Genomic DNA, 13,584 nt, shown 5'->3' on the forward strand with positions numbered 1-13,584 from the left:
CCAGTTGGGTGCTTGCTTTTTTATTTTACGAAAATAGCGAAAAACGGCGCTTCGTGGTTGCTTTACCTTATTAATTGAGATACAATTCTCGTATTGAATAAAAAGATTGGAGTGATTAATTATGACAGTATTTAGTGAAAAGTTAGAAAAATATGCAGAATTGATTATCAAAGTTGGAGTAAATGTCCAACCTGAACAGAAAGTAGTAATTATGGCTCCAGTTGACGCGGCTCCGCTTGTTCGCCTAATTTCCAAATATGCTTTTGAAGTTGGCGCAGAGGACGTTATTATGGATTGGCGCGATGAAGAACTAGGTGCATTACGTTATAAAAATGCCCCACTACGCGTTTTTGAAAGTGCTCCGGTTCACCGTGTTGCAGAAAAAACAGAGCTTGCTAAAGAAGGAGCTTGTTTTATTTCCATCACTTCCGAAGATCCGGATTTGCTAAACGGCGTAGATAGCAACAAAATTGCGACTTTCCAAAAAACAATGGGTGGCGCAATGAGCGAGTTTCGCGAGTTAATGCAAGCAAACGTGGTAAGTTGGACAGTTGTTGCAGCAGCTTCACAAGGCTGGGCAGCAAAAGTATTCCCTGATTTGACTCCAGAAGAACAAATGGAAACACTTTGGGAAGCTATTTTTGAAACAACTCGTATCAATACCGAAAACCCGGTAGAAACTTGGAAAAATCACGATCAAACACTAGCTGCAAAAGCAGATAGTTTAAATGAAAAACAATTTACTTCTTTACATTATACAGCTCCTGGAACTGACCTTACAATTGGTCTTCCAAAAAACCATCTTTGGGTTGGCGCTGGTAGTAAGAATAAAAAAGGACATGAATTTATGGCCAATATGCCGACAGAAGAAGTTTTCTGTTGTGCGGATAAACTAAAAGTGGAGGGCTATGTTTCTAGCACAAAACCACTTAGTTATGCAGGAAATATTATCGATGACTTCAAAATCACTTTCGAAAAAGGTCGTATTGTAGGTGTAGAAGCAGCGTCAGGCGAGGAAATTTTAAAAGATTTAATCGCGACTGATGAAGGTTCTCACTACTTAGGCGAAGTGGCGCTTGTTCCAGATCCTTCCCCTATTTCCCAATCCGGCATTTTATTCTACAACACCCTATTTGACGAAAATGCCTCTAACCACTTAGCAATCGGTAGTGCGTATGCATTTAACGTTAAAGGTGGCGAAGAAATGTCTCGCGAAGAACTAGAAGCAGCTGGTGTTAACAATAGTTTAACGCATGTTGACTTCATGATCGGTTCTTCTGAAATGGACATTGATGGTGTAACCGAATCTGGTGAAGTTGTTCCTGTTTTCCGTAAAGGCGACTGGGCATTCTAATCCTTTTTTAAAACTTATGCCTTTTGCGTAAAACCCTTGTAGCTTTTGGCTTTCAAGGGTTTTCGTTTGTTATTTTTTATAAAAGAGAGTGAGGTGCATTGGATGAAATTTAGTACGTGGGACATCAATTTAAAAGTAAGGCTTTTTGGGGAAGCGCTACTCGATATTTCTTTTTGGATGGTCTTCCCCTTTCTAACGATTTACTTTTCGGAAAGTATTGGCCGTGAGCTCACGAGTCTCTTGCTGATTATTTCGCAAGTATTGGCGGTTTTCACAGCATTGCTCGGCGGTTACTTTGCGGATAACTTTGGTCGAAAACGGATGATGAGTATTTCGGTTATTGGCGAAGGTTTTGGGTTTCTTGTTTTTGCAATAGGTGCCCTTCATGTTGTCGATTCCCCTTATTTAAGTTTCGCGGGTTTTGCGATTGCCAGTGTCTTTATGGCGTTTTATCAACCAGCGAGTCAAGCGATGATTGCAGATGTGGTGCCGCCTGAACACCGGACACATATTTATTCGGTTTTCTATATGATGATTAATATCGCGGTCGTTATTGGCCCGATTCTTGGTTCGGTATTATTTTATAATTTTACGACAGAAACATTACTTGCAATTGTTTGCGCAGATTTATTATTACTCTTCTTACTGCAAAAATTTGGCCATGAAACAGCCCCGCTTTTAGTTAACCCAGATTTACAAAAAGAGGTTGTTCGGAAAAGCATTGGCGCCGTTTTAATGGAGCAGTTGAAAAATTATAAAATTATTTTTAAAGATAAGATTTTCTTCTTATATATCATTGCTGGAATTATTGTTTCTCAGTCATTTATGCAACTGGATTTGCTGTTCCCGCTCTATATTAAAGAAGTTATCGGTGCATCTAACTTGTTCTCGTTCCATTTTACTGGTGAGCAATTGTTCGGTGTGATTGTTTCTATTAACGGATTCTTTGTTGCCGCGCTTACGGTTGTCGTTACTCGTTGGATGAGCCATTTTAGAGAAAAATTTGTCTTTATGAACTCTTCCTTTCTTTATGCAATTGCGATATTTTTATTCGGGATTGCGACTGGACCGTGGGGAGCGATTTGTGCGATTATTCTCTTTAGCTTTGCGGAACTAATGACGGTCGGTTTGCAACAAACGTTTGTTTCTCAGTTAGCGCCAGAAGATAAGCGCGCGATGTATTTTTCTGCTGCCGGGCTTCGTTACACGCTTGGTAAAGTGATTGCGCCACTCGCGATTACGCTTTCTACTTTAATTGGCTATACTGGAACGTTTGTTATTATCGGTATTTTAGCGCTCATTAGTGGGCTGATTTACTACTATATGTACTCAGAATTTGAAAAACAACAAAGAACTTCATAAGTAAAAACGGCTATCTATTTATGGATAGTCGTTTTTGTTTTGATTACGTTTTTTACGATTTATTTACGAAAAGCTGAAAACACCTGTCATATACCCATTTTAAATTACCTTTTCATGTCATCCATGTTTAAAGAATGCTTATAAAGTGAAAAAAGTCTATACTGTTAGTTATACACCTAGAATTTACTCGCTATTTTTAATAGAAAGTTAGGTGTGAGAATGTTTGGAACAACAACTATTGGAATTGATTTAGGTACTGCGAATATTTTAGTTTACAGTAAGGAAAAAGGTATTATTTTGAATGAGCCATCTGTGGTGGCGCTAAATACGCATGATGGCACGGTTCTTGCGATTGGTCAGGAAGCAAAAGAGATGATTGGCAAAACGCCCGCTTCGATTTCTGCTGTAAGACCAATGAAAGATGGTGTTATTGCTGACTTTGATTTAACGAGCGGCCTTCTGCGTGAGATTATGCGCCGAATTTCGATTAGTGGTGTGAAAAAGCCCAATGTGGTCGTTTGTACGCCAACCGGAGCTACATCAGTCGAACGTCGTGCCATTTCAGATGCAGTAAAATCAACTGGCGCTCGTTCGGTCGTTTTAATTGAAGAACCTGTCGCTGCTGCAATTGGCGCTGATTTACCCGTTGCCGAGCCTGTCGCAAATGTCATTGTCGATATCGGTGGTGGTACGAGTGAGATTGCGATTATTTCATACGGTGGTGTCGTTTCAAGCACATCGATTCGAACTGGTGGCGATCACATGGACGAAGAAATTATTCAATACATCCGTAAAAACTACAACCTTCTAATCGGCCAATCAACCGCTGAACGGATTAAAATGGAACTTGGCTACGCGCCGATTGAACATGTACCACAAACAACTGATATTCGCGGTCGTGATTTACTCACTGGCTTGCCAAAAACGATTCAAATAAGCTCCACGGAAATTCAAAGTGCTTTATCAGAAACGCTACTACGCATTCTGGAAGCGATTCGAAATACACTTGAGTTATGTCCACCAGAATTAAGTGGTGATATTGTCGACCGAGGTATTATTTTAAGTGGTGGCGGTTCCCTTCTGCAAGGTTTCCGTGACTGGCTTGTACAAGAAATCGATGTCCCTGTACATATGGCTCCAAGTCCTTTGGAATCTGTTGCAATCGGCACAGGTAGATCCCTCGTTTTTGCAGATAAATTAACTAAAAGCTAACCATCAGAAGCATTTGGATTACTGTGTTTATCGCTAATCCAAATGCTTCTTTATCTTGCTGAAATTCTTTATTTCTGGTAAACTTATTTCTGTTGTCTGTCTTTCCTAGCCCATATAGTTAAACGGATATAACAAGCCCCTCCTAAGGGCTAGTTCGTGGTTCGATTCCGCGTATGGGCGTTATAAAAAAGCCGAAAATACTTGAGTAAATCAAGATTTTCGGCTTTTTTTCAAACTTTATTGTTCAGACATAAAACGTTTCATCTTTTTTCTTTGCTGAAAATTTTAACATGAAATCTGTATTCGCTGCAAAAGATCTTGAGGCAATTTTCACCTGCGTAAAGTCACAGCTATTATTTCTTAATGCAGACTTAATCGCTTTGATGCCTATTTCTTCATCGACGACTACACAAAATACATTTAAAGCAAATTGCTTCGTTGGATTCGCGGTTTGTCCCATGTCAAAACCATCAACAAGTCCTAAACCTTTCCAACCTAAATCACTATTTAAGACGTCTGTGACTCTATCTTTCAGCCAAATATCACGTTTCGTTCCATTTAAACTTTTCAGTGGATATTGCACGACTATCCAACATTTTTCTTCTTCTGAGAACTCACTGTAGCCCTGAGGTACAAAGCGATTAAGAAATGCTTCTTTGAAAGCCGCTTCATCTTGATAGTTTTCCAAGTAATTAGCGCCTTTTTCCGTTTGACCAACTTTACCTATTTTTCCGTAATGGATGGTTGCTTCCTTATCATGGATCCAATATTCTGCGTAGGAAATTCCGGTTGATTCTTTTTTATATAGTTTTAGCATGTTTCACCTCGTGGTGTTTAGTTTTATAACAAAAATCGAACTCTTTCCCATTAAGTTTATCTCATTATCACAGATATTCCAAGAGATTACTATTTTTCTCAATCATTTAGTTATCGTATATAAAATCCAATTCCCCTTCTCTTGCACCTCTACCTTCCTAAAACCAATCTCTTTTAAAAGTGCTGTTAGCGATGCCGTTGTTTTATATTCATCCATATGGTAATCAATTTTATCTTTTTCCGATGATAGTATGAAAATCCCTTCTTTTGACATCACCCGATAGATTTCTTCAAAGCCCTTTTGAGGATTGTCCCAGTACATATGTGTTTGTATGGCATAAACTATATCAAAAAACTCGGCTTGATAACTCATCGCAGCGACATCTTGTATAGATAGTTTTACTTTTCCAGTATTTACTGCTTTTTTGTTTAAATTCGTGGCAGTTTTATAAGACTCTTTAGAAATATCCACGCCATAAATAGTTAGATTTTTATTTAGTTCAACAAGATTCTTAACATTGGAGCCACCGCCGTAGCCAATATCTAACACATTAGTAGGCTCGTTCATTTCTGTATTACTAATTGTCCACTTACTCAAATCTGTAAAGTAAGATGACCATATTTTCGTAGTGATTTCACCAATAATTCCACGCGGATTAGCCGCTTGTTCGCTTAAATAGTCAATTAGTGGTTTATATAAAATAAAGCTCATCCCTAGCATACCTCCCAAAATGATTAAAGTTATTTTCTTTCTTTTTGTCATTTTCATCATTATCAAAGTCCTTTCGCAGGCATCTTGGTTTTGAAATAACTATAACTATATTTCAAAACTATTGTATGATAAGTTTGTTGTCCAAGTCAAGAACTTTTGAAATTAATAGGTTTATATTTCAAAATAAAAGTTTTTATGTTATATTATGCTAAAGATAAAAATTAGCCTTTGGGAAGTGTTTAGGATATGAATAATTATGAAAAAAGAACGCAAAAAAAGAAGCTGGCAATTATTCAAGCAGCTCTTACTTTATTTGGAAAACAAGGCTTTTCTGATGTAAGTATTAAAGAAATCGCCGCTCTCGCTGATGTTTCACAAGTTTCCATTTATAATTATTTTGGAAGTAAAGAAGCGCTCGTTGCTGAATGCGCGAGAATTATTATGCAAGATACGATTGCTTTAGCAGAAGAAATTTTGGCATCTGAGGGAACATTTACGCAAAAATTAGAGCGGGCTATTCAGCTTTGTAACGCAGAAATAAATCTATCTTTAAGTAAATTTATATCCAAAGAAGCTAGTAAAGACCAGCAATTCTTAATGCTTTTAGTAAATAATATTAGTTCGCTAAAAAAAGACATTTATATGAAATATGTTGCTGCTGGAAAAGAAGCACAAGTCATAGATAATGCCATTTCGGATGAAGTGATTCAACTTTTTATTGATGCGATTAATGGTTTGGGGCTCACAGTCCCCGAGGAAGAGCTTGAGGAAAAACAAGCGGAGATAATTCAGTTGTTTTTGTATGGGTTGATTGGTAAAGCTCAGAAATAACATTGATCTACTATTTTATATCAAAAAAGACTGCAATCCATATTTATAAATGGATTGCAGTCTTTTTATTATTTCTTCTTCTCAACCAATCTAAAATGTTGCCACGGAAGAATAGTATCTAGTAAATAGCGCTCTTCTGGTACAATTCTAGCAACGATATTTGTGTTGCCGGAGTTTTCCATTTCTTGAAGGGCTACTTGCATTTCGCCTTTGTAGCGTTCATAGCCATTGTTGTCGATTGTTACATCGCCTTTTGCAATGGTGTTTGTGTCATGCGCAGGGAAATCGTGTTGTTTGAAATTAACACGCGTCATTGTCGAACGTAAAACGTACTCGGAAGCATCGCCACGATTGAAATGTTTTTGTGTTAAAACGATTTCTTTTTCTACGTCTGTTGCACCATCTAAAAATTCAACAGCTAACTGTAATTCATTGCGGTTTAATTCGCTCAAAGCGCGTAACTCGTCTTCTGAAGCGAACATATTCCCAACGATGACATCATCGATAAGTCCTGTGTTCCATAGATCTTTAGCTTGAACAGTGATGTCCTCGCCGCGGTGTTCTTCCATTGTTGGAAGGCCGCCGTCTACAACAAACCATGGACCAAATTCGCCGCTGTTAGAAGAAACGAATGCTGCAGTGCGTAGGTTTAAGTCTTTGAATTGTTTACTTGTACGTAAGAAATGTTCTCTGGAAAGACCAGTGTATTTTCTTGGGTAGAAGTTATGACAACCAATGATGTTTCCTACGTTTGCTTGGTAAGATAAGATATTTTCAACGTAACGAGTACCATTACTAATGTTTAGCTCGATTTTTAGGTCTGTATCGTCAAAGGACATTGCTGCCTCTTCGGAACCAGAGAAACCTAAATCTAGGCGTAATCCAGCTAGGCCAAGCTCTTTAAAACGATCTAATTCCTTATAAGTTATATTTAACGATTCAAATACAGTCGGGTCAACATCAGCAATAACGTCAAATCCTAATTCTTTTGCGCGTTTGCAAATTGTTTCTAATTTAGCAAATTCCGCTTCGTCATTAGCAGAAATCAAACAAGTGAAAATACGGCTAAAACCATATTTTGCAGCTGTTTCAATGTATTCTAACGATTCTTCAAGTGCTACATGTTGCGGAAATACGGATATTCCTAATTTTCTCATTTAAATCATCCCTTCAAAAGCTTATTTAGAGCGGTATAAATCAATAATTTCTTTAGCTAAATCTTTAAAAGTAATAGCATTCATTAAGTGATCTTGCGCGTGAACTAGTAGTAAAGATACTTCTGCTTTTTCGCCGCGTGCTTCCCCTTGAATTAATGAAGTTTGTGAATGATGCGCCTCAAGTAGTGCTGCTTCTGCACTTTTAATTTGCTCATCTGCCGCGTCAAAATCCCCTTTTTTTGCCGCTTCGATTGCTAGCATTGCGTCACTTTTAGCGTTTCCCCCGTGTACGATTAATTGCATAATTGTTTGTTCTAATTCCATTGTTTACACATCCTTTTTCATTTATCGAACTTGTGTTTATTTCCTCTTCAAGCAGTCTCGAACTCGAGATTATTTCTCAATCATTGCTAGTGCATCATTTAGCACTTTTTCGCCGTCCATTGTTCCGTAGTCAATCCCGTTAATGATTGCAACTGGAATACCTAATGGGTCCAGTACTCGTTTCAAATTCTTCTCTAAAAAGCGAACTTGTGGTGCGAGCAATACAACGTCTACATCGCCTTTGTACTTATCAAAATCAGCTTCCGCAACTGCGATTACAGTGGCTTCTACTTGTTTTTTTTCGATAGCTTCTGTCATTTTTTTTACGAGTAGACTTGTGGACATACCGGCCGAACAAACTAACATGATGTTATTCATTAATTTAACCTCCTAGTTTGAAAAGCTGCACGCATATATAATATGCAAGTTATGTGCCAACTTTTATAGTTATTCATCGCTTATATGCGAACTTTCTTACTTACACAATAAAAAACCAAGTGTGTAAGACAATACACACTTGGTAGATTCCGTTTTCTTAATTTTCTTCCACCTGGTTTGAGAGCATCATCTGTGTTAAATATGCGATTTCTGATTGGGGTATTACGATGTCGTACTCAATTTCCACATTTTCCATCATTTGTTGCGTGATTTGCATTTCGACCATATGGTTTTTAGCAAATTCGTTTAAGTCTGGGAATTCCCGGTCTACAGCGCCAAGTTTAACGCGCTCGATAAGGAATGCTAAGTGAAGAATCATGCCGATATCTACACCCGACTCAAGTATTACATTAAGTTGCAGTTGCAATTCGGAGATCACTTTTCGTAAAAAATAAACGAGTTGCTCAGCCGAACTAACTGCTTGTAAATTGCCTTCTAATGAAGCGATTAATTTTTCATATGGCACTTCATCATTTAAAATTCTGGAAATAACTTCTAAACCGCCATCTGATAATACTTCCAGCGCGCTAAAGAATGGAATATCGCGATATTCAAAGGCTACCGAACCCATGATTGCTAGAATATTATATTCTTCCATCAGTTGGTCAATTCGCTCGCGGAACGCTTCTTTATGCAAGAATTGTAACACGATGATTTCAATTTTTGTTTCGTCAATAATTGGCGCTACGACTTTACGCAATTGCTCGGCGACCCCTTCTCCTGTGAAACAAGTGAAGATAACCGCATTTTTTACTGGTTTTGCTCGTAAAACATGTGCTTTATATTTATTTTCAAATAATTGCTCACAACTTTGATAAATATCTTCTAAACCTCGGCCTAATGAGGCTTTGCGCATCGCTTCTAAAACAACAGGTGTACTTACCATTGTAACAGTTTTTGTGCGAATGCCAAGCTCTTCTGTTAACATATTCCCAAAAGAAGTGAGTGAACCCATATCAGAAAGGATTAGTACGCCTTTGACAGGATTTAATTTGATCACGGTTTGTTTTAGTTTTTCGTACATCGCTTTTACTTCGACGGTAAGTGGCATGTCAAGCGCGATTCCGCTTTCGATGCTTAGTAATTCCTGCACTGTTTCCACCATACTTGTCGCTGTAGAACGACCGTGCATCATGACAATTACTTCAACTTGATTTTCTTGTGAGAGCGATGTATCTACCACTTCTTCCGTCAAGAACATCGTCAAAAAGCCAATTTCATCAAAAGGAATTTCGATACTTAATTCTTGCTCAATTAGCGCGGATAAATCAATCGCTACTTGGAATTCTTTTGGATATTTTTTGCGGATATTATTTAAATCTGGGTGAATAATGTGTTTTTGTTCGCGTACTCGTTCAATTGTGCTTTGTAAATGTAACGAGAAAGCAAATTTCATTTTTTCATTGTATTTGCGATTTAGTTTTTCTTCTGCCATGGCATATACTTTTTCGGTTAATTCCCAAACGGCTGGTGCGATGATTTCTTTGGCTGTTTGATGGGTTGGTAATTGGACCATGTAGTCGTGGAAATATTGATCTACATCGACATAAAGCGCTTCTTCTAGCTCGCTTTGGTCCTTCCCTTCTTTCATCAACTGATCCGCTTTTTCTTGGATAGCATGGTAGACATCGTGCACATCTTCCATTTCAACTAAAGCGTCACTTGTATCAACAAATTTGAAAATGGATTTATCCACATCAATTAAACGGTTTAATTTTTCTGGTTCGTCTTTTAAGTGCAATAAACCTTTTTGGACGTGAATCGGTAAATCGTCTTGTTCGATTAAAATATAATTGGCTGTTTTGGTTTTATAATGCAAAAAGGCTTTTGCACAGGCCAGTTTTAGGTCTCTTTGCAGTTGACCAACGTTAGCGCTTGCATGGTAAAGTAAAAAGGCAATCAGTGCTTTTCTATGTACGCGAATCGATTGATGTAGTCTGGTCGCTTCCTGATTTAAGAAAAATTCTACTAATTGATAACGTTCTTCCAAGTTTCGTTCCGCTAGTGATGGCAGTGTAATCGTCATCGGGATACGTCTTGTGAACGTTTCTAACAGAAAGTTATCTGGTGATTCTGTTGTCGCACCGATAATTTGAACTTGCGCATGATGGACGTTCGCACTTTCTCCAAGTGGACGGAATTCCCCTTTATCGATAAAGGTGAAGAGCATTTCTTGTCCTTCTGGAGGTAAGCGATGAATTTCATCAAGGAACAATATCCCGCCATCTGCTTTTTTCAGCAATCCTTCGCGTGTTTCTTCCGCTCCCGTGTAAGCACCTTTAATGACCCCAAAAATATGGCCAAATAAAAGCTGCGGATTTTGTGCATAATCAGCACAGTTAAACGAAACAAAAGGTGCATCGGCTGGAATCGTTTCTGATTCCTTGGCAAATTGATACATACATTCAGCAAAAAGTGATTTCCCTGTCCCAGTACGGCCTAAAATCAAGCTATGAAGCCCGTTTGGTGGATATAAAATCGCGGCTTTCGCTTGTTGGATACTTACCTTTAAACTATCTTCAGAGCCAATTAATCGCCCAAAAGCAGATGTTTGCATGTTTCCTGCTGGTTGGGTTGCTCGTTCGGTCGTTTTAATGGCTTGGTAAAATACCGGTTTCCCAGGAAGTTTGTCTATTTTTTGTTCTTTAAAAAGATCATTTAGATAACGACTAGCGTTCGCTCGGTCCATTTGAAGCAATTCTGCGACATCTGCTGCAGATACTTTTTCTTCTTTTGCGTTTAGAAGTTGGAGGACTTCTTCTTTTCTACTAGACATCTACTCTACTCCTTTTTGAAACTCTATGTTTCCATTATACCTTTTTAAATGGCATCCTCGCAACGATAAAAATTAAGTAACAAAAAAGCGCGAATGCTTTCCTTTCTATCCAGAGAGAAAAACATTCCGCGCAGCTTATGATTTTTTAAAATTGTTTTGTTTTTTGTTGAATTTATTTGGTTTGTTATTACGTGCCGGTTTCGCTGAATTAGTAGGCTTTTCTTTACGTCCCCCAGCAGTTCCACTTGGTTTATCTTTGCGGAATGGTTTTTTCGTATCGTCTTTTTTGCCTTTTTGCACTTGTTTTGGTGGTCTAGTTGCTTTTTTGGCAATTTTATTTTCAGGGACAGCGCCGTCAAGAAGTTTCCCTTGGTAGAAGCGTACTTGTTTCCCTTTTAAATTGTGGATGGTTAAATATTGTTTTAATGTTCTTATTTCACGTGGGTTGGCAAAAGTGATTACCGTGCCTGATTTACCCATTCGTCCAGTACGTCCAGAACGGTGCGTATATTCTTTTTCGCTTGCTGCTAAATCATAGTGAATAACGTATGGTAAATCCTCTATATCAAGCCCACGAGCCGCGACATCTGTCACGATTAAATAAGTCAATGTACCTTTTTTAAAGTCATCGAGATATTTTTTGCGTTTTTCTTTGCGAATTTCGCCGTGAATTCCAGCTGCTTTTACTTTATCGTAATGCAGTTTTTCTAGCAAAATTTCCATTCGCGGTTTGTCTTTCACGAAAACGAGGCCGCGCATGTCTTTAATATGCGAAATTCGGCGCAATAATGTCGCTTTATCACGAGATTCAACGTCCATGTATAAATGTTCTACGTTCGTTAATTCTTCCGGTTTCGCAGTTACTTCAAGCATCACTGGTGTATTTTCTGTTTGCGCGAAAAATGCCTCTGGGTTTTCTAGTTTTGTTGCTGATACAAGTGTTAATTGGCGATCGCGAACGGCACTTTCGACAATTTCAAGTGTACTTTTAAAATTCTCTTGGCGAAGTAATTGGTCACATTCGTCCAACGTAATTGTTTTGATTTCGTGCATTTTAATTTTCTTTTGTTTGATTAGTTCAAGCGCGCGGCCTGGAGAGGCTACAATAATTTGTGGTTTTTTCTTTAGTTTTTCGATTTGCCGTTTAACGTTGGCTCCTCCGATTAAAGATATAACCGTCAATTCATCGCTTGGTAACCATGAACGGATTACTTCCGTGATTTGCATAACTAATTCATGAGATGGCGCTAAAACTAGCCATTGTGTTTTTGGAATTGCTTCTATTTTTTCAAGGGTTGGTAGTGAATAAGCTACTGTTTTCCCCGTTCCAGTTGGTGATACTGCGAGTACATCTGCCCCGTCTTTGATTGGTTGGTACATCGCGCTTTGAATCTCTGTTGGCGTTTCATAACCATGTTCTTTCCATTTTTCCGCCCAAAAGCTTGGGATATTTGATTCTGTCATGACCCGACTCCTTTATTAGTTCTTCTCTGTATCATACCATGCTTACTGCAAGTCTGCACTTTTATTTAGGATTTTTGTTGCTATAAACAAAAAAACTAGGAAGCAGCGCAATCGCCTTTTCCTAGCTTTTTCAAAGATTATTTTTCCGCGTCAAACCAAATATCGTTTTGGTGACGTAGTTCGTTGGAGACACGTAATACTTTTAAGCTTAGGTCTGCTAAGTATTCGGATGTATCTCGGTCGCTTTGTTCGATAATTCTTGCAAACTCGGCTGCTTCAAATTGCATATCATTGGCAACAGTTGGACCAGCGAGTTCGGTTTCTTCTTTTGTTGCATTGTCATAAAAAGTAATATGTTCAATTCCAGTAAGTGGGTCCACGATTAACGTCCCTTTTTGACCGTAAATTTCGCTTGGTAAGAAGGATTGGGAATTTTTCCCTTGAATGATGGTGACGTTGAATGTTGGATATTCAAGAATAATTGGGCCAAGTCCGTCCACACCTGTTGGTAATTTGGTCGCAAAGTAAGTCGCTTTAACGGGTTCGCCGAATAATGTAATCGCCGAGTAAAGTGAATACACGCCTAAATCAACAATCGAACCGCCAGAGAATTTCAAGGAGAAGATGTTTGGTTCTTCACCGTTTAAAACTTGATCATATCTGGAAGAATATTTCATGTAGGCCAGTGTTGCACCGTGGATGGTTCCCACTTTTTCAAGGCTTTCTTGTAAACGTTTGAAGTTAGGTTCTTGGATGTGGCGTGCGGCTTCAAATAAAAAGACATTGTTTTCACGAGCAATTTGGTGCGCATGCTCTAATTCTGCCACTGTAGAAAAAATTGGTTTTTCGACAATTACATGTTTTTTATTTTTAAGTAAGCTAACCGCGTGTTGATAATGAAGTGCATTAGGAGAAGCAATATAAACAGCGTCACATGCGTCTGATTTGCCCATTTCTTCAATATCCGTGAAATAAGTCAACTCTCCGTATTTTTCTCCAAATGCGCGTGCTTTTTCTTCTGTGCGCGAATAAACAGCAGTGAGATTCCATTCGCCCGAATTAACGGCACCTTCGATAAAAGAATCTGTAATCCAGTTTGTTCCCATAATTCCAAGTTTCATTAGCCGACAACTCCTTT

Annotated in this window: 12 protein-coding genes and 1 tRNA gene; 5 read left to right on the plus strand and 8 right to left on the minus strand. The window is 38.4% G+C overall.

From position 1 onward, the window contains the following. Positions 1–121: 121 nt before the first annotated feature. From HCJ55_RS13095 to HCJ55_RS13110, 4 genes are all read left to right on the plus strand, one after another. Positions 122–1,354, plus strand: a complete 1,233-nt coding sequence (locus tag HCJ55_RS13095) for an aminopeptidase (RefSeq protein ID WP_008948061.1) — start codon at positions 122–124, stop codon at positions 1,352–1,354. A gap of 102 nt (positions 1,355–1,456) precedes the next feature. Then, positions 1,457–2,716, plus strand: a complete 1,260-nt coding sequence (locus HCJ55_RS13100; RefSeq protein WP_185503353.1) for an MDR family MFS transporter — start codon at positions 1,457–1,459, stop codon at positions 2,714–2,716. A 219-nt stretch (positions 2,717–2,935) separates the two neighbouring features. Then, a complete protein-coding gene (gene mreBH, locus HCJ55_RS13105) occupies positions 2,936–3,928 on the plus strand; it encodes a rod-share determining protein MreBH (RefSeq protein ID WP_008948064.1) in 993 nt (330 codons plus the stop codon). Between the two features lie 108 nt (positions 3,929–4,036). Further along, positions 4,037–4,108: transfer RNA gene (locus HCJ55_RS13110), tRNA-Arg, on the plus strand. Between the two features lie 64 nt (positions 4,109–4,172). On the opposite strand, the gene HCJ55_RS13115 is transcribed toward HCJ55_RS13110, so the two are convergent. Then, the gene (locus tag HCJ55_RS13115) at positions 4,173–4,745 is read right to left on the minus strand and encodes a hypothetical protein (RefSeq protein ID WP_185518551.1); all 573 of its coding nucleotides are present in this window, start codon (positions 4,743–4,745) and stop codon (positions 4,173–4,175) included. A gap of 102 nt (positions 4,746–4,847) precedes the next feature. Beyond that, complete coding sequence (locus HCJ55_RS13120) at positions 4,848–5,516, minus strand: class I SAM-dependent methyltransferase (protein ID WP_185518553.1); 669 nt, start codon at positions 5,514–5,516, stop codon at positions 4,848–4,850. 186 nt (positions 5,517–5,702) lie between these two features. Between HCJ55_RS13120 and HCJ55_RS13125 the strand changes: the two genes are divergently transcribed. Then, the gene (locus tag HCJ55_RS13125; RefSeq protein WP_185518555.1) at positions 5,703–6,287 is read left to right on the plus strand and encodes a TetR/AcrR family transcriptional regulator; all 585 of its coding nucleotides are present in this window, start codon (positions 5,703–5,705) and stop codon (positions 6,285–6,287) included. A 68-nt stretch (positions 6,288–6,355) separates the two neighbouring features. On the opposite strand, the gene HCJ55_RS13130 is transcribed toward HCJ55_RS13125, so the two are convergent. From HCJ55_RS13130 to HCJ55_RS13155, 6 genes are all read right to left on the minus strand, one after another. Then, on the minus strand, positions 6,356–7,444 hold the full coding sequence (locus tag HCJ55_RS13130; RefSeq protein WP_185399695.1) for a DUF871 domain-containing protein: 1,089 nt from the start codon (positions 7,442–7,444) through the stop codon (positions 6,356–6,358). Positions 7,445–7,465: 21 nt separating this feature from the next. Next, positions 7,466–7,768, minus strand: coding sequence for a PTS sugar transporter subunit IIA (locus HCJ55_RS13135; protein WP_003728245.1), 303 nt, complete (start codon positions 7,766–7,768; stop codon positions 7,466–7,468). Positions 7,769–7,837: 69 nt separating this feature from the next. Continuing rightward, positions 7,838–8,146, minus strand: coding sequence for a PTS sugar transporter subunit IIB (locus tag HCJ55_RS13140; RefSeq protein WP_008948069.1), 309 nt, complete (start codon positions 8,144–8,146; stop codon positions 7,838–7,840). Between the two features lie 157 nt (positions 8,147–8,303). Next, positions 8,304–10,982, minus strand: a complete 2,679-nt coding sequence (locus HCJ55_RS13145) for a sigma-54-dependent transcriptional regulator (protein ID WP_185503357.1) — start codon at positions 10,980–10,982, stop codon at positions 8,304–8,306. A 135-nt stretch (positions 10,983–11,117) separates the two neighbouring features. Beyond that, entirely contained in the window at positions 11,118–12,446 is a 1,329-nt protein-coding gene (locus HCJ55_RS13150; protein ID WP_185503358.1) for a DEAD/DEAH box helicase, read from the minus strand. A gap of 137 nt (positions 12,447–12,583) precedes the next feature. Continuing rightward, on the minus strand, positions 12,584–13,567 hold the full coding sequence (locus HCJ55_RS13155; protein WP_185518557.1) for a Gfo/Idh/MocA family protein: 984 nt from the start codon (positions 13,565–13,567) through the stop codon (positions 12,584–12,586). Positions 13,568–13,584 lie beyond the last annotated feature (17 nt).

The sequence above is a fragment of the Listeria marthii genome (genome assembly GCF_014227425.1).
Lineage (GTDB): Bacteria > Bacillota > Bacilli > Lactobacillales > Listeriaceae > Listeria > Listeria marthii.